This window comes from Curtobacterium poinsettiae, from assembly GCF_025677645.1.
Classification (GTDB): domain Bacteria; phylum Actinomycetota; class Actinomycetes; order Actinomycetales; family Microbacteriaceae; genus Curtobacterium; species Curtobacterium poinsettiae_A.
Map to the genome: position 1 here is coordinate 2509559 of NZ_CP106879.1, position 21515 is coordinate 2531073.

Sequence of the window (21515 nt, forward strand, 5' to 3'; positions counted from 1 at the left end):
CCCCACGAGTCGTTCGACTCGTGGGGTGTCGCGTTCCCGGTGGGCATCGTCAGCGGGCGCACCACGCGCGGTCAGCAACCACTCGCGTCCGCCCCGTGGCCGACGCTCCCCGCGCGCCGGACGGGAGGCCCGTGGCGGGCCCGCACCGTGCCTCCCGTCCGCCTCGTGCCGAGCACGGGACGCCGGTGCCCTGCGGACACGCCTCCGGGTGCACGAGAAGCCGCCGGATCCGGCGGCGTCTCGGCGGACGCGCGGCGTCGTGCAAACACGACGCGGCGTCGACTGGACACGACGGCGTCGCGTGGGCGCGACGGCGTCCTGCGGGCCGAGCGCGCGCGGGTGCCCCGCTCGACCGCCTAGAAGGTGAAGACCTGCGGCAGCAGCGGGTCGATGCCCACGGCGATGAAGAGCAGCGTCAGGTACGTGATCGAGCTGTGGAAGACCCGCATCGGCTGCACGTGCTCGACGTGCTGGATGGCCCGCGAGTACAGGCGGTGCGACTCGACGACGAACCAGATGCCGCCCGCCAGCGCGACGACCGTGTAGAGCGGACCCATGTGCCCGACCGGGATGAGCAGCAGTGAGCAGACGAGCGTCGCCCAGGCGTAGAGCACGACCTGCAGGCCGACGACGGTGCGGCCACGGACCACGGCGAGCATCGGCACGTCGGCCGCGTCGTAGTCGTCGCGGTACTTCATCGACAGCGGCCAGTAGTGCGGCGGCGTCCAGAGGAAGATCACCATGAACAGGATGACCGGGGTCCAGGTCAGCGACCCGGTGACGCCCGCCCAGCCGATGAGCACCGGCATGCAGCCGGCCGAGCCGCCCCAGACGATGTTCTGCGGGGTGCGGCGCTTGAGCCACAGCGTGTAGACGAACACGTAGATCAGGATCGCGATGACGCTCAGCGCGGCGGCCAGCCAGTTCACCAGGAACCCGAGCACCGCGGTCGACAGGATGCCGAGCACCCACGAGAACACGAGCGCCTCGCGGTCGGACAGCTCCCCGGTGACGAGCGGGCGGGTGCTGGTCCGCTTCATCAGCCGGTCGATGTCCCGGTCGATGTAGCAGTTGAAGGCCGACGCCGAACCGGCCGACATCGCTCCGCCCAGCATCGTCCAGAAGACGAGCCACAGGTCGGGGACGCCGCGTTCGGCGAGGAACATCGTCGGCGCCGTGGTGACGAGCAGCAGCTCCATCACGCGCGGCTTCGTCAACGAGACGTACGCACGGACCTTGCGGGACAGCGGCGATCGGGGTCGATCGGTGTCGGGCCGGGTCACGGTGGCAGTCGGCAAGAGAACCTCAGTCTGTTCGCATCAGCTCGCACACTCGGTGGACGACTGCGACGGCGTCCGGGCATGCGCTGACCCGGAATGTCCACGGGTCCCGACCAGTTTACGGGATGGAAGCGCCGCGACGGTGCCCCGCTCCGACATCCCGGCGTGATCCGGACGCGCTCGACACGCCCGGATCGACCGTCGGCGGCCACCCCGGTGTGAACATCGGGGGTCACCTGAACCCCTTCTGAGTACCGGGTCACTATGCTGGACACGCCCTCCCGCAGTGCGCGCCCCGATGACGTCGGCCGCGATGAGCCGGTCGGCCGCCGTCAGACGGCGACACGACTCGGCCCCGGGATGGCCACATGTCCGTGCGATGGCACGAGCCCTCGCACATGTCGCATCAAGAAGGGTCAACATCCAAGTGGCTGAATTCACCTGGGACGCCATCGACCGGAAGGCCGTCGACACGGCCCGCGTTCTCGCCGCCGACTCGGTCGAGGCCGCCGGCAACGGTCACCCCGGCACCGCGATGAGCCTCGCTCCGCTCGCCCACCTGCTCTTCCAGAAGGTGATGCGTCGCGACCCCAGCGACGCCACCTGGATCGGCCGCGACCGCTTCATCCTCTCCGCCGGTCACGCCTCGATCCTCCAGTACGTGCAGTTCTACCTGCACGGCTACGGGCTCGAGCTCGAGGACCTGCAGCACCTGCGCAAGTGGGGCTCGAAGACCCCGGGTCACCCGGAGTACGGCCACACCGACGGTGTCGAGATCACCACGGGCCCGCTCGGCCAGGGCCTCGCGTCCTCGGTCGGCTTCGCCTACGCCCAGCGCTTCGAGCGCGGCCTGTTCGACCCGGAGACCCCGGCCGGTCAGTCGCCGTTCGACCACTTCACCTACGTGATCGCCGGTGACGGTGACATGCAGGAGGGCGTGACCAACGAGGCAGGCTCGCTCGCGGGTCGCCAGCAGCTCGGCAACCTCATCGCCTTCTACGACTCGAACCAGATCTCGATCGAGGACAACACCGACATCGCGTTCTCGGAGAGCGTCCCCGAGCGCTACGAGGCGCTCGGATGGCACGTCCAGATCGTCGACTGGAAGAAGACCGGCGAGTACTCCGAGGACGTCGAGGAGCTCCACGCCGCGATCGAGGCCGCCAAGCAGGTCACCGACAAGCCGTCGCTCATCGTCCTCAAGACGATCATCGGCTGGCCGTCGCCGACCAAGCAGAACTCGGGCAAGATCCACGGTTCGGCGCTCGGCGCCGACGAGATCAAGGGCCTCAAGGAGGTCCTCGGCTTCGACACCGACAAGACCTTCGAGGTGGCCCCCGAGGTCCTCGAGTACACCCGCGGTGCCGTCGCCAAGGGCCAGGCCGAGCACGCCGAGTGGCAGAAGACCTTCGACGCGTGGGCCGCCGCCAACGCCGACAAGAAGGCGCTGTTCGACCGTGTCCAGTCGAAGGAACTCCCGGAGGGCCTCGAAGCAGCGCTCCCGGTCTTCCCGACCGACAAGGCCGTCTCGACCCGTGCCGCTTCCGGCAAGGTCATCAACGCCATCGCGCCGCTGATGCCCGAGTTCTGGGGCGGTTCGGCCGACCTCGCCGAGTCGAACCTCACCACGATCGAGGGCGCCAAGTCCTTCGGTCCGGCCGAGGCCTCGACGTCGACGTGGAGCACCGACCCGTACGGCCGCGTGCTGCACTTCGGCATCCGCGAGCACGCCATGGGTTCGATCCTCAACGGCATCGTCCTGCACGGGAACACCCGCCCCTTCGGTGGCACGTTCCTCATCTTCAGCGACTACATGCGTCCGGCGGTCCGTCTCGCCGCGCTCATGCAGGCGCCGGCGATCTACGTCTGGACCCACGACTCGATCGCCCTCGGCGAGGACGGCCCGACGCACCAGCCGATCGAGCAGGTCTCGTCGCTCCGTGCGATCCCGGGGCTCGACGTCGTCCGCCCGGCCGACGCCAACGAGGTCGCCTACGCGTGGCTCGAGATGCTCAAGCACACCGACCGCCCGGCCGGCATCGCGCTGAGCCGCCAGAACCTCCCCGTGTTCGAGCGTGGCGAGGGTGACGCCTCCGGTGAGGTCTTCGCCTCGGCGAAGAACGTCGCCAAGGGTGCGTACATCCTGGCCGAGGCGCCCAACGGCACCCCGGACGTCATCCTCATCGCGACCGGTTCCGAGGTCCAGATCGCGGTCGAGGCTCGCGAACAGCTCAAGGCCGAGGGCATCAACGCCCGCGTCGTGAGCGCCCCGTCGATCGAGTGGTTCCGCGCCCAGTCCGAGAACTACCAGGACCAGGTGCTCCCGAAGGACGTCACCGCTCGCGTGTCGGTCGAGGCCGGCATCGCCATGAGCTGGCGCGACATCGTCGGCGACAAGGGCCGCAGCGTCTCGATCGAGCACTTCGGTGCCTCGGCCGACTACCAGACGCTCTTCAAGGAGTTCGGCTTCACGACGGAGCACGTCGTGGCCGCCGCGAAGGAATCGATCGCGGCTTCCTGACCTGCGAGGGCCGGGTCCGGTTTCCGGATCCGGCCCTTCTTCCGGGAGGCCCGGCGCGGTTCCGCCCCGGGCCTCACGTCCCCCAGACCCCGACTCACGGTCCTCACGGACCCGTCGATGAAAGAAGAAGAGAAACACATGGCTGAGAACACCCCCACCGCCGCCCTCTCCGCGGTCGGCGTGAGCATCTGGCTCGACGACCTCTCCCGCGAGCTCCTCGAGACCGGCAAGCTCACCGAGCTCATCGAGCAGAAGAACGTCGTCGGCGTGACGACGAACCCGACGATCTTCGCGTCGGCCCTCGCCAAGGGCGAGCGCTACGACTCGCAGGTCAAGGAGCTCGCCGCTGCGGGCACCGACGTCACCGACGCGATCTTCGAGATCACCACGCAGGACGTCGCGAACGCCTCCGACGTCTTCAAGCCGATCTACGACGAGACCAAGGGCTTCGACGGCCGCGTCTCGATCGAGGTCGAGCCGGGCCTCGCGCACGACACCGCCAAGACCATCGAGCAGGCGAAGTTCCTGTTCGACAAGGTCGGCAAGGAGAACGTCCTCATCAAGATCCCGGCGACGCTCGAGGGTCTCGAGGCGATCACCGAGGTCATCGGCGCCGGCATCTCCGTCAACGTCACCCTGATCTTCTCGCTCGAGCGCTACCGCGCCGTCATCGACGCCTACCTCGGTGGGCTCGAGAAGGCCAAGGCCGCCGGCCACGACCTCTCCAAGATCCACTCCGTCGCGTCCTTCTTCGTGTCGCGCGTCGACTCCGAGATCGACAAGCGCCTGGACGCCGTCGGCACCGACGAGGCCAAGGCCCTCAAGTCGAAGGCCGGCATCGCCAACGCGCAGCTCGCGTACCAGGTCTGGACCGAGGCGTTCGCCTCGGAGCGCGCCCTCGGCCTGCTCGAGTCCGGTGCCAACACGCAGCGTCCGCTCTGGGCCTCGACCGGTGTCAAGGACCCGTCGCTCCCCGACACGCTCTACGTGACCGAGCTCGCCGCCCCGAACACCGTGAACACGATGCCGGGCAAGACGCTCGACGCCACGTTCGACCACGGTGAGATCCACGGCGACGCGATCGCCGGCACGTTCGACCAGGCGCAGCAGGTCCTCGACCAGCTCGCCGCGCAGGGCGTCGACTACGACGACGTCGTCGCGCTGCTCGAGAAGGAGGGCGTGGACAAGTTCAACGTCTCCTGGGGCGAGCTCGTCGACACCGTCAAGAACGCGCTCGAGGGCGCCAAGTAGTGACGGTTTCCATCGCAGCCAGCGGCGATGCCGCGCGGGCCATCGAACACGTGGTCCCGCGGCTCGTCGCTGACCTGGTGGCCTCGGGCATCACCGCCCAGGACGCCGATCTGTGGGGAACCGCCGCCGAGGCCGAGGCGTCGAAGCGCCTCGGCTGGGTGGAGGCCGTCTCGGTCTCCCGCCCGCTCGTCGCCGAGGTGACCGCGCTGCGCGAGTCGCTCCGTGCCGAAGGGGTCGACCGCGTCGTCCTCGCCGGCATGGGCGGCTCGTCCCTCGCACCCGAGGTCATCACGCGCACCGCCGGAGTGCCCCTCACGGTCCTCGACTCGACCGACCCCGCACAGGTCCGCGCCGCCGTGACGACCGACCTCGAGCGCACCGTGCTCGTGGTCTCGTCGAAGTCCGGCTCGACGCTCGAGACCGATTCGCAGCGTCGTGTCTACGAGCAGGCCTTCCGCGACGCCGGCATCGACCCGGCCCGCCGCATCGTCGTCGTCACCGACCCGGGCTCCGCGCTCGAGGCCGCTGCGGTCGACGCCGGCTACCGCGTCTTCACCGCCGACCCCACGGTCGGCGGCCGCTACTCCGCGCTCACCGCCTTCGGCCTCGTGCCGTCCGGGCTCGCGGGAGCGGACATCGCCGAGCTCCTCGACGAGGCCGACGCGATCTCCGCGCTGCTCTCGGTCGACCTGGACGAGAACCCCGGGCTCGTGCTCGGTGCGGTCCTCGCCGGCACCGAGCCGCTGCGCGACAAGATCGCCATCGTGCCCGACGGCACGCACATCGTCGGCTTCGGCGACTGGGTCGAACAGCTGATCGCCGAGTCGACCGGCAAGGACGGCCGCGGCCTGCTGCCCGTCGTCCTGCACGCGGACTCCCCCGAGGTCTCCGCCGGCCTGCCCGACGTCCAGGTGATCCGCCTGGTCGGATCGCGCGAGGACGAGCGTCACGTGACCGAGGGCGAGGTCGAGATCACCGGCACGCTCGGTGGCCAGATCCTCGTCTGGGAGTACGCCGTCGCGGTCGCTGGTCGCCTGCTCGGCATCAACCCCTTCGACCAGCCCGACGTCGAGGCCGCCAAGGTCGCGACCCGTGCGCTGCTCGACGACCGGCCCGCTCCGGCTGCACCGGCGTTCTCCGAGGGCGGCATCGCCGTCCGCGCGACGCCCGGACTGGCGGTCGGTGCGACGCTCGCGGAAGCCGTGGCGGGCCTCCTGTCCGCCCTCGACCCGACCGGCTACGTGTCGGTGCAGGCGTACGTCGACCGCACCACGAACAGCGGCCTCGAGTCGCTGCGCGACGCGATCGCGGCGCGCACGGAGCGTCCCGTCACGTTCGGGTACGGTCCGCGGTTCCTGCACTCGACCGGCCAGTACCACAAGGGCGGCCCCGCCACGGGAGTGTTCCTCCAGATCGTGGCCGACGAGACGGAGGACCTGGCGATCCCGGGTCGGCCGTTCACGTTCGGGCAGCTCCTCCGGGCCCAGGCAGCCGGCGACGCGAGTGTCCTCGCCGAGCACGGCCGGCCGGTCCTCACCCTCACGACGTCGGACGTCCACGCCGCCACCGCGGCGATCACGTCCGCCGTCTCCCACTGACTCGTAAGGAGTTCACCGACTCATGTCACCGGTGGCAATCACTCCGGAGCACAACCCGCTCCGGCTGCCGACGGATCGTCGACTGAACCGGATCGCGGGACCGAGCACGCTCATCATCTTCGGCGTGACGGGCGACCTGTCACGCAAGAAGCTGATGCCCGCGGTCTACGACCTGGCCAACCGGGGGCTCCTGCCCCCGGGGTTCGCGCTCGTCGGGTTCGCCCGTCGCGACTGGGAGGACCAAGACTTCTCCCAGCTCGTGCACGACGCCGTGAAGGAGCACTCGCGCACCCCGTTCGACGAGGGCGTCTGGCGTCAGCTCGAACAAGGCATCCGCTTCGTCCAGGGCTCGTTCGACGACCCCGAGGCGTTCCGCGAGCTCAAGCGCACCGTCGACGACCTCGACGCCGAGCGCGGGACGCTGGGCAACCACGCGTTCTACCTGTCCATCCCGCCGAAGATGTTCCCGGTCGTCACCGAGCAGCTGAAGCTGTCCGGGCTGACCGAGAAGCGCGAGGGCTCCTGGAGCCGCGTGGTCGTCGAGAAGCCCTTCGGCTCCGACCTCCGCACCGCGCGCGAACTCAACGCGATCGTCGAGAGCGTCTTCGCCCCCGACGACGTGTTCCGCATCGACCACTACCTCGGCAAGGAGACCGTCCAGAACCTGCTGACGCTCCGGTTCGCGAACCAGATGTACGAACCCATCTGGAACTCGAACTACGTCGACCACGTCCAGATCACGATGGCCGAGGACATCGGCGTCGCCGGACGCGCCGCGTACTACGACGGCATCGGTGCGGCGCGCGACGTCATCCAGAACCACCTCCTGCAGCTCCTCGCCCTCACCGCGATGGAGGAGCCCGTCTCGTTCAAGGCCGCTGACCTGCGCGCCGAGAAGGAGAAGGTGCTCTCCGCCGTGCGCCTGCCGGAAGACCTGTCGACCGCCACTGCCCGCGGGCAGTACGACGGTGGCTGGCAGGGCGGCGAGAAGGTGCTCGGCTTCCTCGAGGAGGCCGGGATGAACCCGGAGTCCGGTACCGAGACCTACGCGGCGATCAAGCTCGACATCGCCACACGTCGCTGGCAGGGCGTCCCGTTCTACCTGCGCGCCGGCAAGCGTCTCGGCCGTCGTGTGACCGAGATCGCGATCGTGTTCAAGCGCGTCCCCGAGGACGTCTACGGCAACACGCAGTCCCCGCTCGGCCAGAACGCGCTCGTCATCCGTGTCCAGCCGGACGAGGGCGTCACGCTCCGCTTCGGCTCGAAGGTCCCCGGCGTCGGCACCCAGGTGCGCGACGTGACGATGGACTTCGGCTACGGCCATGCGTTCACCGAAGCATCCCCCGAGGCGTACGAGCGACTCATCCTCGACGTGCTCCTCGGTGACCCGCCGCTGTTCCCGCGGCACCAGGAGGTCGAGCTGTCCTGGAAGATCCTCGACCCCATCGAGGAGTTCTGGGCCACGCAGGGCCAGCCCGAGCAGTACCGTCCCGGCACGTGGGGCCCGGCATCCGCCGACGCCCTGCTCGCCCGCGACGGTCGGACCTGGAGGCGTCCGTGAAGATCGACATGCCCGACACCACGGTGTCGAAGATCCAGAAGAAGCTCGTCCGCATCCGCGAAGAGGGCGGCGCCGTCGCCCTCGGCCGCGTGCTGACCCTCATCATCTCGACGGCCCTCGGCCACGAGGAAGAGGCGATCGAGGCGGCGAACGAGGCGTCCCGCGAGCACCCGATGCGCGTGATCATCGTCTCGAAGAACAGCGGTGACACGAAGTCCCCCGGCCGCCTCGACGCGCAGATCCGCGTCGGCAGCGACGCGGGTGCGAGCGAGGTCATCGTCCTCCGTGCGTACGGCGAGACCGCGACCGACGAGGAGAGCCTGGTCACCGGCCTCCTGCTGCCGGACGCACCCGTCGTCGCATGGTGGCCGCAGACCGCTCCCGAGCAGCCCGCGGCGTCAGCCCTCGGCCGCATCGCGCAGCGACGGATCACGGACGCGGCCGCGCAGAAGGACCCGAACGACGCGATCGAGGCGCTCGGCGCGTCCTACGTGCCGGGTGACACCGACTTCGCGTGGACCCGTCTGACCCTGTGGCGGAACCAGCTCGCCGCGGCGCTCGACCAGCCGCCGTACGAGCCGATCACCGCAGTCGAGGTCTCCGGAGCGTCTGACAGCCCGTCGACGATCCTCCTCGCCGCCTGGCTCCAGCTGCAGCTCCGGGTGCCGGTGTCCGTCGTCACGTCGCCGCGCGCGACGGGGTCGAGCGGCATCCACGGTGTGCAGCTCGTCCGCGAGTCCGGCACCATCGAGCTCGAGCGTTCCCTGGTGGACGTCGCCACGCTCTCGATGCCCGGGCAGCCGACGCACGACCTGTCGCTGCCACGCCGCAACCTGCGCGACTGCCTGGCCGAGGAACTCCGTAGACTCGACCCGGACGTCCTCTTCGGAGACGTCGTCAAGCACGGGGTGCCCCAGCTGCGCGAGACCATCGCCCGCTGATCCACACCCCACACGGTCGGGCCGCCTGTCTGGTGCAGGCGGCCCGACCGGACCGAAGGCGGTCGGACGACCGGTCGGCCGCCACGAACACGGGAGTCACGTGACCAACGAACGGCGGGTGCTCGTGCACCCGGACAAGCAGGCCCTCGGCGCTTCGGTCGCCGCACGCTTCATCACCAAGATCATCGACGTGCTCGACGAGCAGGAGCGTGCCGACATCGCGATCAGCGGTGGCTCGGTGTCGTCCCTCGTCCTCGCCGCGATCGGCCAGTCGCCGGCTCGTGAGAGCGTCGACTGGTCGAAGGTCCACGTGTGGTGGGTCGACGAGCGCTGGGTGCCGGCCGGTGACGCCGACCGCAACACCACGGGGACGCAGACCGACTTCTTCGACCACGTCGACATCCCGGAGTCGAACATCCACCCGATGCCCGCGTCCGACGCCGGCATCGACATCGAGCAGGCTGCGCTGCAGTACGAGCGCGAGCTGCAGGACGCCGCGTACGAGGGCGCCGTCGCTCCGCGCTTCGACATCACGCTGCTCGGCGTCGGTCCCGACGGACACACCGCCTCGCTCTTCCCGGAGTTCCCGCAGCTCACGGTCACCGACCGTGCCGTCGTGTCGGTCGACGACTCCCCCAAGCCGCCGCCGCAGCGTCTGACCGTCACCTTCCCCGTGATCAACGCCTCGCAGCGCGTCTGGGTGATCCTCTCCGGCGCCGAGAAGGCCTCGGTCCTCGGGCTGGCCCTCGCCGGTGCGTCGATCGAAGACGTCCCCGTCGGTGGCGTGCAGGGTCGCAAGCGCACGGTCTTCTTCGTGGACCAGGATGCCGCGCGCGACGTCCCCGAGAACCTCATCGCGTCGACGTACTAGACGCGCGTTCCTGACGGACGGGAGGCCCGGTGCCAGCTGGCACCGGGCCTCCCGTCCGTTTGTGGTGGCGCTCACCGCGCGCCGCGCCCGACACGACTCCCCGCCGAAGCAACGCCGAGTGGTCACGAACTGTCGGCTACGCGGATGCCGGACGACGGTTCGCGCCACCTCGACGCACCGCACGCGGCATGTCGTGACCGCTCGGCGAGCGAGCCGCCCGCGCCCCGGACACACGAAGGCCCCTGCACCATCGGTGCAGGGGCCTTCGTCAGCGTGCGTGCGCTAGCTCTTCTTCGCCATGGTGCCGCGACGCTCTCGGAGCTGCTGGAGCGCGTCCTCGAGGAGCTGCGCTGCCTCTTCCTCGGTGCGGCGTTCCTTCACGTACGCGAGGTGGGTCTTGTAGGGCTCCGTCTTGGAGACCACGGGCGGGTTCTCCTTGTCGCGACCGGCCGGCAGACCACTCGACGGCGAGTCCACCGTCTCGGGGATCTCTTCGTCGGGCAGGTTCGCGGCGAAGTACCGCACGACCTCGTTGCCGAGGGCGTCCCAGTACGAGATCGCCACCCGCTCTGCCTGGACCCCGCGGTCCTGTTCGCCCATCGGTCCCGCGCCGACGCGGGACCCTCGGATTGCACTGCCTCCGCTTGCCATGGATCAGACCCCCGCCGTGAACTTGTTGATGAGACCGAGCACGATGATGGAGACGATCCAGACCAGACCGAGGATCACCGTGATGCGGTTGAGGTTGCGCTCGGCCACACCGGACGCACCGAGGTTGCTCGTGACCCCACCGCCGAACATGTCGGAGAGGCCACCACCGCGGCCCTTGTGCAGCAGGATGAGGAGCGTGAGCAGGAGGCTCGTGATTGCGAGCAGGACCTGCAGCACGACGGAGAGTATCGCCACGACGTACCTTTCGTGTCAGTCAGCCGTACCAGTGTACCGGCCGCGCGGAGCACGGCCGGTACCTGGACGGGAGTGGTGCGGACGACTGCCCGCGACGATGCCTGTGGACTACAGTCCGACGTGCTGCCGGAACCGGGCGATGGCCGCGAACTCCTGCACGTCGAGCGAAGCGCCACCGACGAGCGCACCGTCGATGTCGGGCTCGCGGAGGAACCCCGCGATGTTACCCGACTTGACGGAGCCGCCGTAGAGCACGCGGGTGTCGGCCGCAGCCTGGTCACCCCAGGCTGCAGCGATGCCACGACGGATGGCCGCGCACTCGTCCTGCGCCTGCTCGGCCGTGGCCGCCTGGCCGGAGCCGATGGCCCAGACCGGCTCGTACGCCACGACGATGTCGGCGGCCTCGACCGCGTCGAGCACGACGCGGAGCTGCTCGACCGGGACGACACCGGCGCCGCGCTCCTCGCGCTGCTCGCCGGTCTCGCCGACGCAGACCACGGGCACGAGACCGTGCTTGACGGCCGCTGCGGTCTTCGCCGCGACGACCTCGTCGGTCTCACCGTGCAGCGTGCGCCGCTCGGAGTGGCCGACGATGACGTACTGGGCGTCGAGTGCAGCGAGGAACGCGCCGGAGACGTCACCGGTGTAGGCGCCGGAATCGAACTGGGACAGGTCCTGCGCACCGAAGTGGATCGGCAGCTTGTCGGCCGAGATGAGCGTCTGCACGCTCCGCAGGTCGGTGAACGGCGGGAACACCGCGACCTCGACGTCGTCGAAGTCGTGCCGGGCGTCCTTGAGCGTCCACGCGAGCTTCTGCACGGTGGCGATGGCCTGGAGGTGGTCCAGGTTCATCTTCCAGTTGCCCGCGATGAGCGGCGTCCGGGTCATGCGGTCCACCCCAGTGCTTCGAGACCGGGGAGCGACTTGCCCTCGAGGAACTCGAGGCTCGCACCGCCACCGGTCGAGATGTGCCCGAACTGGTCGTCCGAGAAGCCGAGCGACCGGACGGCCGCGGCGGAGTCGCCACCGCCGACCACACCGAGGCCGTCGACCTCGGTCAGGGCCTGCGCGACCGTCTTCGTGCCGGCGGCGAAGGCCGGGAACTCGAACACGCCCATCGGGCCGTTCCAGAAGACGGTCTTCGAACCCGAGACGGCCGAGGCGAACCGGGCTGCGGTCTCCGGGCCGATGTCGAGGCCGATGCCGTCCGTGCCGAACGACGAGGACTCGATGGCGTCCGCCGCCACGGTCTCGTGGTCGGCGTCGGCCGCGAAGCCGGAGGCCACCACGACGTCGGTCGGCAGGTCGATGGTGACACCGAGCTCCTTCGCCCGCGAGAGGTACTCGCGGACGACGTCGAGCTGGTCGGCCTCGAGCAGCGACTTCGCGACCCCGTGGCCCTGCGCCGCGAGGAACGTGAAGAGCATGCCGCCACCGATGCAGAGCGTGTCGACCTTCGGCAGGATGTGGTCGATCACGCCGAGCTTGTCGCTGACCTTCGAACCGCCGAGCACCACCGTGTAGGGGCGCTCCGGGTCCTTCGTCAGGCGCTCGAGCACGCGGAGCTCGGTCTCGATGAGGGAGCCGGCCGCACTGGGCAGCGCGGACGCGAGCTCGTAGACCGAGGCCTGCTTGCGGTGCACGACGCCGAAGCCGTCGGAGACGAAGGCGTCCCCGAGGGCGGCGATCCGCTCCGCGAAGGCACGGCGCTCGTCTGCGTCCTTCGAGGTCTCCTCCGGGTTGAACCGGAGGTTCTCGAGCAGCAGGACGTCGCCGTCCCCGAGGGCCTCGGCGGCCGCGGTCGCTTCGTCACCGACGGTCCCGCCGACGAACGTGACCTCCTTGCCGAGCAGCTCGGAGAGCCGCTGCGCCACGGGGGCGAGCGAGTACTCCGGGGCGGGCGAACCATCCGGGCGCCCGAGGTGCGAGACCACGATGACGCGGGCCCCGGCGTTCACCAGCGTGTTCAGGGTGCCGAGCGACGCCCGCACGCGGCCGTCGTCCGTGATGGTGCCGTCCTTGAGCGGGACGTTCAGGTCACAACGGACGATGACGCGCTTGCCGGCGAGGTCGCCGAGGTCCTCGAGGGTGCGGAGGGCCATGTGTTACAGACGCTCGCCGACGTACTCGGTGAGGTCGACGAGGCGGTTCGAGTAGCCCCACTCGTTGTCGTACCACGAGGTGATCTTCACGAGGCCGCCGATGACCTTGGTCAGGCCGGAGTCGTAGATCGAGGAGTGCGGGTCCGTGGTGATGTCGGTCGACACCAGCGGGTCCTCGCTGTAGAGCAGGATGCCCTTGAGGGGGCCTTCCGCGGCCTCCTTGTAGGCGGCGTTGATCTCGTCGACCGTGACCTCGGACTTGGTCTCGAGCGTGAGGTCGGTGATCGAGCCGGTGGGGACCGGGACGCGCAGGGCGAAGCCGTCCAGCTTGCCGGCGAGCTCGGGGAGCACGAGGCCGATGGCCTTCGCGGCACCGGTCGAGGTCGGCACGATGTTCAGCGCTGCGGCACGTGCACGACGGGGGTCCTTGTGCGGGCCGTCCTGCAGGTTCTGGTCCGCGGTGTAGGCGTGGACCGTGGTCATGAGGCCACGCTCGATGCCGAACTTGTCGTGGAACACCTTGGCGAGCGGCGCGAGGCTGTTCGTGGTGCAGGACGCGTTCGAGATGATGTGGTGGTTCGCGGGGTCGTACTGCCCCTCGTTCACGCCAAGCACGATGGTGACGTCGTCACCCGAGGCCGGCGCGGAGATGATGACCTTCTTGGCACCGGCGTCGATGTGCTTCTGCGCATCGGCGGCCTTGGTGAAGAAACCGGTCGACTCGATGACGATGTCGACGCCCAGCTCGCCCCAGGGCAGGTTGGCGGGGTCGCGCTCGGCAAGGACCTTGATGGCCTTGCCGTCGACGACGATGTTGTCGCCGTCGAGCTCGACGGTCGCGGGCAGCTTGCCCGTGATGGAGTCGAACTTCAGCAGGTTGGCGAGTGACGCGTTGTCGGTGAGGTCGTTCACCGCCACGATCTCGAGGTCGGAGCCCTTCGCGAGGGCGGCCCGGAAGAAGTTACGGCCGATGCGGCCGAAGCCGTTGATACCGATCTTGACGGTCAATGGATCTCCTGGTGAGTGTGGAGCGCCCAGGGGGCGCTGCTTTCGGGAGTCGCGCACCCTGGCGGGCCCGCGTGTGGTGGACGATACGCCCCGTAACGTCGCCGTAACGACCCTAGCAGTCGGACACTGCGTGCCCGAGCGGGATGACGGTCCGTCCGGACGGTCGCCGACCAGGCCGGGAACGGGCCCGAGAACGGGCCGGCAAACGGACGGGAGGCGCGGTACCAGCTGGCACCGCGCCTCCCGTCCGCAGGATCGACAGACCGCTCTCAGGCCCCTTCGAGCTCCTCGGGAACGCTCGCTTCGGTACCCGGGATGCCGAGGTCGGAGGCCCGCTTGTCGGCCATCGCCAGCAGGCGACGGATGCGGCCGGCGATGGCGTCCTTGGTCATCGGCGGGTCCGCGTGCTGGCCGAGCTCGTCGAGCGAGGCGTCGCGGTGCTGCAGGCGGAGCGTGCCGGCGTACTGCAGGTGGTCGGGGACCTCGTCGCCGAGGATCTCGAGCGCACGCTCGACGCGGGCGCAGGCAGCCACGGCGGCCTGCGCGGAACGGCGCAGGTTCGCGTCGTCGAAGTTGACCAGGCGGTTCGCGGTCGCACGGACCTCGCGACGCTGGCGCATCTCCTCCCAGTCGGCGGTGGTGCGCGCGGCGCCCATGACGGTCAGCATCTGGCCGATGGCCTCGCCGTCGCGGATGACGACGCGGTGCACCCCGCGGACCTCGCGGCCCTTGGCGGCCACCCCGAGACGCGACGCGGCACCGACGAGGGCCATCGCGGCCTCGTTGCCCGGGCACGTGACCTCGAGCGCTGCGGCCCGACCCGGGTCGGTCAGGGTGCCGGAGGCGAGGAACGCACCGCGCCAGATGGCGGCGAGGTCGTCACGGTTGCCCGTGGTGAGGCGGTTCGGCAGCCCGCGGACGGGGCGACGACGGGCGTCCATCAGGCCGGTCTGGCGGGCGAGGGTCTCCCCCGCCTCGAGCACGCGGACCAGGTAGCGGGTCCCGCGGCGGGCGGACGCGGACGAGCCCACCGACGCCTCACTGCGCACGCCGTAGAGCTCGGCGAGGTCCTTGCGGACCCGGTGCACGATGATCCGGGTGTCGAGCTCGACCTCGACCGCGATGCGGCCCGAGATGACGTGCAGACCACCAGCGAACCGGAGGATCGTGGCCAGTTCGGCGGCGCGGACCGTGTTGCGGTTCACGGCGACCCTGGCCAGTTCGTCCTTGACCTCGGCAGTCAACGGCACAGCATCATTCCTAACGTTCGTTCAGTGGTTCCCGCAGATCCGGCGGCACGGGCGTGGGAGCGGCCGGAGGGACGGTCACTCCCGGCCGAGATCTCGGTTCTTCACACGCACGGCGACGCCAGGCATCCCGCGGAGGAGGTTCGCCAACTCGGCGACGATGGCGACCGAGCGGTGCTTCCCGCCGGTACAGCCGATGGCGATCGTAGCGTGTCTTTTGTTCTCGCGCTGGTACCCCTCGAACACCGGCTCGAGGACGGAGGCGTAGCGATCGACGAACGGACGGGCCCCGGCCTGGGCCAGCACGTAGTCCGAGACCGGCTGGTCGAGCCCGGTGTGCGGCCGCAGTTCCGGCACCCAGTAGGGGTTCGGGAGGAACCGCACGTCGGCCACCATGTCGGCGTCGGCGGGGAGTCCGTACTTGAAGCCGAAGCTCATCAGCGTGACCTGTACGCCCACGAAGTGCTCGTCGGCGAAGTGCTCGATGACGGTGTTCGCGAGCTGGTGGATGTTGAGGTCGGAGGTGTCGATCACCACGTCGGACGCCTCGCGGAGGCCGGCGAGACGCGCCCGTTCGCGGGCGATGCCGTCGAGCAGGGTGTCCTCGCCCTGGAGCGGGTGGGGTCGACGAACCTGCTCGAAGCGCCGGACCAGCACGGCGTCGGTGGCCTCGAGGAACAGCACCCGGACCCGCGCGGAGGTGCTCGAGCGGACCTGCTCGACCGCGTGCTCGGGGTCGGTGAAGAACCGCCCGCCGCGGACGTCGACCACCGTGGCGATCTTCGGGATCTTCTCCCCCGCGCGGTCGGCCAGCTCGGTCAGCGGGGCCAGCATCTGCGTGGGCAGGTTGTCGACGACGTACCAGCCCAGGTCTTCGAGGGCCTTACCGACGGTGGACCGCCCGGCCCCGGACATGCCGGTGACGATGAGGATGTCGTGCTGCGACGCGTGGGTGGTCGCGGTGGCGCTGTCGGTCATCTGGGAGTGGGCTCCGTCGTGGCGGCCCGGGCGCGTCGCCCGGGGAGGTCTCGGCTGCCGGACCAGGCTACCGCCCGGTGGCGGCCGGGAGGCGCGGGGTTCGTCACGACGGTCGCTGCGGACCGTCGTCGGTCACCTCGGGGACCCGCACCGGGCCTCCGGGATCGGTTCCGGTTCCGGTCCCAGCCCCGGTCCCGGTGTCGGCGATCGCGTCGGGGTCCGGTTCGGGGGCGCTCGACGCGCTCGTGGCGGGTGCACTCGTCGGCGTCTGGGCCAGCTTCGAGACCACCGCGGCAGCGGTCGCCGGGCCGATCCCGTTCACCTCGCCGATGTCCTCGGCCGTGGCCTCGCGCAGCCGGGCGACCGAGCCGAAGTGCTTCAGCAGGGCGTTGACGCGGCTCGGGCCGAGACCGGGGATTTCGGACAGCCGCGAGCGGACGTCGCGCTTCCGCTTGCTGCGCTGGTGGGTGATCGCGAACCGGTGCGCCTCGTCGCGGATGCGCTGGATGAGGAAGAGCGCCTCGGAGTTGCGGGGCAGGATGACCGGGAAGTCGTCGTCGGGGAGCCAGAGCTCCTCGAGCCGCTTGGCGATGCCGACCAGGGCGATGTCGTGCACGCCGGCTTCGTCCATCGCGCGCTTCGCGGCTTGCACCTGGGGCTGGCCGCCGTCGACGATGAGCAGCTGCGGGCGGTACGCGAACCGCTTCGTCGGCTTCGACCCCTCGACGACCTCGTCGGTCGTGACGTCGGGGACGTCCGGCAGCTCGGCGTCCTCGTCCAGCCGTGCCAGACGCCGCGAGAGCACCTGGTACATGCTGTCGGTGTCGTCGGTGGTCTCGGCGATCGAGTACCGGCGGTACTGGTCCTTGCGCGGCAGACCGTCCTCGAACACCACCATCGACGCGACGACGTTCGTGCCCTGCAGGTGCGAGATGTCGTAGCACTCCATGCGGAGCGGCGCCTCGGTCATGCCGAGGGCGTCCTGGATGTCGGCCAGGGCCGCAGCCCGCGTCGTGTAGTCGGCGGAGCGCTTGGTCTTGTAGAGCATGAGCGCCTGCCCGGCGTTCTGCGCGGCCGTCCGGGCGAGCCCGGCACGATCGCCGCGCTGCGCGGTGCTGAGCTTCGTCCCACGGCCGTTCCGGCGCCCGCTGAGCCACTCCTGGAGCGCGTCGGCGTCCTCCGGCAGTTCGGGGACCACGACCTCGCGCGGGGGCTCGTCCGTGACGTAGACACCCTGCACGATCTGCTCGACGAGGTCGCCGGTGGCGATGTCGAGCTCCTTGTCGACCACCCAGCCGCGGACACCACGGATGCGGCCACCACGGACGGAGAACAGCTGCACGGCCGCGGCGAGCTCGTCCTCCGCGATGCCGAACAGGTCGAGGTCGACCGAGTCGCGGAGCACCACGGCGGACTTCTCGAGCACGGCCTCGAGCGCTTCGACCTGGTCGCGGTACTTCGCGGCCTGCTCGTACTGCATCGCGTCGGCCGAGGCACCCATGCGCTGCCGGAGCTCGGTGATGACCCGACGGTCGTAGGAGTTCATGAAGCGCACGAACTCCTCGACGAGCGCACGGTGCTCCTCGATCGTGACCTTCTGCGAGCACGGCCCACCGCACTTGCCGATCTGCCCCGGGAAGCACGGCCGGCCCGTCTGCATCGCCTTCTTGTACGACGAGTCCGAACACGTGCGGATCGGGAACACCTTGATCATCAGGTCGATGGTGTCGTGCACCGCCCAGATCTTCGGGTACGGACCGAAGTACTTCGCGCCCTTGATCTTGCGGTTGCGCGTGACCATCACCCGCGGCGCTTCGTCACCCAGGGTGACCGCCATGTACGGGTACGACTTGTCGTCGCGGAACTTGACGTTGAACGGCGGGTCGAACTCCTTGATCCAGGTGTACTCCAGCTGGAGCGCCTCGATCTCGGAGCCGACCGTCGTCCACTCGACGCTGCGCGCCGTCAGGACCATGCGCCGCGTGCGCTCGTGCAGCGTCGGGAGCGGCGCGAAGTAGTTGCTCAGCCGGGCGCGGAGGTTCTTCGCCTTGCCGACGTAGAGCACCCGACCGGCTTCGTCACGCCAGCGGTAGACGCCCGGGTCGGTCGGGATCTCCCCCGCCTTCGGACGCCACGGGACGGTGTCCGCCACCTACCGAGCACCCGCCTTCTGCTTGCTCGCCTGCTTGGTCGTGCCCTGCTGCTTGCCGCCCTGCTGCTTCTGGGTGGCCTGGCGTGCGCCGACCGCCTGCTGCTTGCCCACCCGGGCGTCCTGCGCGTCGAAGATCTCGCGCAGGAAGACACCCGTGTGGCTCTCCGGCACGGTCGCCACGTGCTCCGGGGTACCCGTCGCCAGCACCGTGCCGCCGCCGGAGCCGCCCTCGGGACCCATGTCGATCAGCCAGTCGGCGGACTTGATGACGTCGAGGTTGTGCTCGATCGTGATGACCGTGTTGCCCTTGTCGACCAGGCTCTGCAGCACGAGGAGCAGCTTGCGGACGTCCTCGAAGTGCAGACCGGTGGTCGGCTCGTCGAGCACGTAGACCGTGCGGCCGTTGGAGCGACGCTGCAGCTCGGTGGCGAGCTTGACGCGCTGCGCCTCGCCGCCGGAGAGCGTGGTCGCGCTCTGGCCCAGTCGCACGTAGCCGAGGCCCACGTCGACGAGGGTCGCCATGTACCGGTGGATCGCCGAGATCGGCTCGAAGAACTCGGCCGCCTCGCTGATCGGCATGTCGAGGACCTCGGAGATGTTCTTGCCCTTGTAGTGGACCTGGAGCGTCTCGCGGTTGTAGCGCGCACCACCGCAGACCTCGCACGCGACGTAGACGTCGGGCAGGAAGTTCATCTCGATCTTGATGGTGCCGTCGCCCGCGCAGTTCTCGCAGCGGCCGCCCTTGACGTTGAAGCTGAAGCGGCCGGGCTGGTAGCCGCGGGTCTTGGCCTCTTGCGTCTCGGCGAAGAGCTGACGGATGCGGTCGAACACGCCCGTGTAGGTCGCCGGGTTCGAGCGCGGCGTGCGGCCGATCGGTGCCTGGTCGACGTGCACGACCTTGTCGAGCTGGTCGAGGCCCTTCACCCGGGTGTGCTTGCCCGCGATGTGCCGTGCGCCGTTGAGCTGGTTGGCGAGCACCTTGTACAGGATGTCGTTCACCAGCGTCGACTTGCCGGACCCGCTCACGCCCGTCACCGCGGTGAACACACCGAGGGGGAAGTCCGCGTCGATCGACTTGAGGTTGTTCGCACGGGCACCCTGCACGGTGATGGCGCGCTTCAGGTTGACCTTGCGGCGCTCGGCCGGCACCTCGATCGCGCGTCGGCCGGCGAGGTAGTCACCGGTGATCGACTCGCGGTTCTCGATGATGCCCTCGTACGAGCCGGAGTGCACGACGTTTCCGCCGTTCACGCCGGCGCCGGGGCCGATGTCGACGACCCAGTCGGCCGTGCGGATCGTGTCCTCGTCGTGCTCGACGACGATCAGCGTGTTGCCGAGGTCCTTGAGCTTGACCAGGGTGTCGATGAGTCGACGGTTGTCGCGCTGGTGCAGGCCGATGCTCGGCTCGTCGAGCACGTAGAGCACACCGGTCAGCCCGGAGCCGATCTGCGTCGCCAGGCGGATGCGCTGCGCCTCGCCGCCGGACAGACCACCGGCACCACGCGCGAGCGTGAGGTAGTTCAGGCCCACCTCGAGCAGGAACTCGAGGCGTGCGCGGATCTCGCGGAGGACCGCGGCAGCGATGTGCGCTTCACGGTCGGTCAGCGTCAGCTCGTCCATGAACGAGTACGCGTTGTCGAGCGACATGTCGGTGACGTCCGCGATGCTGCGGTCGTTGACCGTCACCGCGAGCACCTCGGGCTTGAGGCGGGTGCCCTCGCACACCGGGCACGGGACCTCGCGCAGGTAGCCCTGGAAGCGCTGCCGCTGCGAGTCCGACTCGGCCTCGGCGAACTTGCGCTCGATGTAGGGCATGACGCCCTCGAACCCGCTCGTGTACCGCATCTCGCGGCCGAACCGGTTGCGCCAGGAGACCGACACCTGGAAGTCCTTGCCGGTCAGGATCGACGCCTGCACCGCGGGGTCGAGCTGGTTCCACGGGGTGTCGAGCGAGAAGCCGAGCTCCTTGCCGAGGCCGCCGAGCAGCTTCTCGAAGTAGGAGTACAGCCCGCTGGTACCGGTCCAGGGCAGCAGGACGCCGGCACGCAACGAGGCCTCGGGGTCGCCGAGCACCAGGTCGGGGTCGACCGACATGCGCGTGCCGAGGCCGGAGCACTCGGGGCAGGCACCGAACGGCGCGTTGAACGAGAACGTGCGCGGCTCGATCTCGGTGAGCGCGAGCGGGTGGTTGTTCGGGCACGAGAGGTTCTCGGAGTAGGTCCGGACCGCGCCGGGCCCCTCGTGGTCCACCAGGTCGATGCCGACCGTGCCGTCGGTCAGGCGCAGGGCGGTCTCGAGCGAGTCGGTGAGTCGCCCGAGGATGTCGTCGCTCGCCACCAGGCGGTCGACGATGACCGAGATGTCATGCTTGACCTGCTTCTTGAGCTTGGGCGGGTCGCTGAGCTGGATTCGCTCGCCGTCCACGATCGCGCGGGCGTACCCGGACGCCGCGAGCTCCTGGAAGAGGTCGACGAACTCGCCCTTCTTCTTGGAGATGACGGGCGCGAGGACCTGGAACCGGGTGCCGGTCTCGAACTGCATGAGCTGGTCGGCGATCTGCTGCACGGTCTGCTTGCTGATCACCTCGCCGCACGTCGGGCAGTGGGGGACCCCGATGCGCGCCCAGAGCAGACGCATGTAGTCGTAGACCTCGGTGATCGTGCCGACCGTCGACCGAGGGTTGCGGTTGGTCGACTTCTGGTCGATCGAGACCGCCGGCGACAGCCCCTCGATGAAGTCGACGTCGGGGCGGTCGACCTGGCCGAGGAACTGGCGCGCGTAGGCGGACAGCGACTCGACGTACCGGCGCTGCCCCTCGGCGAAGATCGTGTCGAACGCCAGCGAGGACTTGCCCGAACCGGAGAGGCCGGTGAACACGACGAGTGAGTCGCGCGGGATCTCGAGGTCGACGTCGCGGAGGTTGTGCACGCGCGCGCCGCGCACGCTGAGCGTGGAGGTGCTGTGCGGTGCGGTCCCGCCGGGGAGGTGGAGGTCAGCGGGCTCGCCGAAGGCGTTCCGGCCCGACGTCGAGGTACCGGGGGCAGAGGTGATGGTCATCGTCGTCGATTCTACGAAGCGGGACCGACATTCGGCCGGGAT

At 69.6% G+C, this 21515-nt stretch carries 16 protein-coding genes; 6 read left to right on the plus strand and 10 right to left on the minus strand.

What is annotated here, in order from left to right; genetic code table 11:
• Positions 1-356 precede the first annotated feature (356 nt).
• The gene (locus tag OE229_RS12080) at positions 357-1283 is read right to left on the minus strand and encodes a heme o synthase (RefSeq protein ID WP_071403755.1); all 927 of its coding nucleotides are present in this window, start codon (positions 1281-1283) and stop codon (positions 357-359) included.
• 424 nt (positions 1284-1707) lie between these two features.
• Here OE229_RS12080 and tkt point away from each other — a divergent pair, with 424 nt between their 5' ends.
• The 6 genes from tkt (at position 1708) to pgl (ending at position 10023) form a co-directional block, all read left to right on the plus strand.
• On the plus strand, positions 1708-3801 hold the full coding sequence (gene tkt, locus OE229_RS12085; RefSeq protein WP_263344507.1) for a transketolase: 2094 nt from the start codon (positions 1708-1710) through the stop codon (positions 3799-3801).
• A 138-nt stretch (positions 3802-3939) separates the two neighbouring features.
• On the plus strand, positions 3940-5052 hold the full coding sequence (gene tal / locus OE229_RS12090; protein ID WP_182067225.1) for a transaldolase: 1113 nt from the start codon (positions 3940-3942) through the stop codon (positions 5050-5052).
• Positions 5052-6650, plus strand: coding sequence for a glucose-6-phosphate isomerase (locus tag OE229_RS12095; protein WP_209134358.1), 1599 nt, complete (start codon positions 5052-5054; stop codon positions 6648-6650). The genes tal and OE229_RS12095 overlap by 1 nt, the downstream gene beginning before the upstream one ends.
• Positions 6651-6672: 22 nt before the next feature.
• Positions 6673-8211, plus strand: coding sequence for a glucose-6-phosphate dehydrogenase (zwf, locus tag OE229_RS12100; protein WP_262138193.1), 1539 nt, complete (start codon positions 6673-6675; stop codon positions 8209-8211).
• Positions 8208-9152: a glucose-6-phosphate dehydrogenase assembly protein OpcA gene (locus tag OE229_RS12105; protein WP_182067013.1), complete on the plus strand. Its 945-nt coding sequence runs from the start codon at positions 8208-8210 to the stop codon at positions 9150-9152. Before zwf ends, OE229_RS12105 begins: the two co-directional genes overlap by 4 nt.
• A gap of 100 nt (positions 9153-9252) precedes the next feature.
• Positions 9253-10023, plus strand: coding sequence for a 6-phosphogluconolactonase (gene pgl / locus OE229_RS12110; RefSeq protein ID WP_182067014.1), 771 nt, complete (start codon positions 9253-9255; stop codon positions 10021-10023).
• A gap of 282 nt (positions 10024-10305) precedes the next feature.
• Here pgl and OE229_RS12115 read toward each other — a convergent pair whose 3' ends face one another.
• From OE229_RS12115 to uvrA, 9 genes are all read right to left on the minus strand, one after another.
• A complete protein-coding gene (locus tag OE229_RS12115; protein ID WP_262138194.1) occupies positions 10306-10674 on the minus strand; it encodes an RNA polymerase-binding protein RbpA in 369 nt (122 codons plus the stop codon).
• Positions 10675-10677: 3 nt separating this feature from the next.
• Positions 10678-10929: a preprotein translocase subunit SecG gene (gene secG, locus OE229_RS12120; RefSeq protein ID WP_017887256.1), complete on the minus strand. Its 252-nt coding sequence runs from the start codon at positions 10927-10929 to the stop codon at positions 10678-10680.
• Between the two features lie 108 nt (positions 10930-11037).
• Positions 11038-11817, minus strand: a complete 780-nt coding sequence (gene tpiA, locus OE229_RS12125; protein ID WP_259577934.1) for a triose-phosphate isomerase — start codon at positions 11815-11817, stop codon at positions 11038-11040.
• Complete coding sequence (locus tag OE229_RS12130) at positions 11814-13031, minus strand: phosphoglycerate kinase (RefSeq protein ID WP_262138195.1); 1218 nt, start codon at positions 13029-13031, stop codon at positions 11814-11816. Before OE229_RS12130 ends, tpiA begins: the two co-directional genes overlap by 4 nt.
• 3 nt (positions 13032-13034) lie before the next feature.
• Complete coding sequence (gene gap, locus OE229_RS12135; RefSeq protein ID WP_027465689.1) at positions 13035-14039, minus strand: type I glyceraldehyde-3-phosphate dehydrogenase; 1005 nt, start codon at positions 14037-14039, stop codon at positions 13035-13037.
• Positions 14040-14308: 269 nt separating this feature from the next.
• On the minus strand, positions 14309-15289 hold the full coding sequence (gene whiA, locus OE229_RS12140) for a DNA-binding protein WhiA (protein ID WP_071244735.1): 981 nt from the start codon (positions 15287-15289) through the stop codon (positions 14309-14311).
• Between the two features lie 75 nt (positions 15290-15364).
• Entirely contained in the window at positions 15365-16264 is a 900-nt protein-coding gene (rapZ, locus tag OE229_RS12145; RefSeq protein ID WP_027465691.1) for an RNase adapter RapZ, read from the minus strand.
• Positions 16265-16367: 103 nt separating this feature from the next.
• Complete coding sequence (uvrC, locus tag OE229_RS12150; RefSeq protein ID WP_262138200.1) at positions 16368-18416, minus strand: excinuclease ABC subunit UvrC; 2049 nt, start codon at positions 18414-18416, stop codon at positions 16368-16370.
• Positions 18417-21473: an excinuclease ABC subunit UvrA gene (uvrA, locus tag OE229_RS12155; protein ID WP_262138202.1), complete on the minus strand. Its 3057-nt coding sequence runs from the start codon at positions 21471-21473 to the stop codon at positions 18417-18419. It abuts the gene before it with no gap.
• Between the last annotated feature and the right edge of the window lie 42 nt (positions 21474-21515).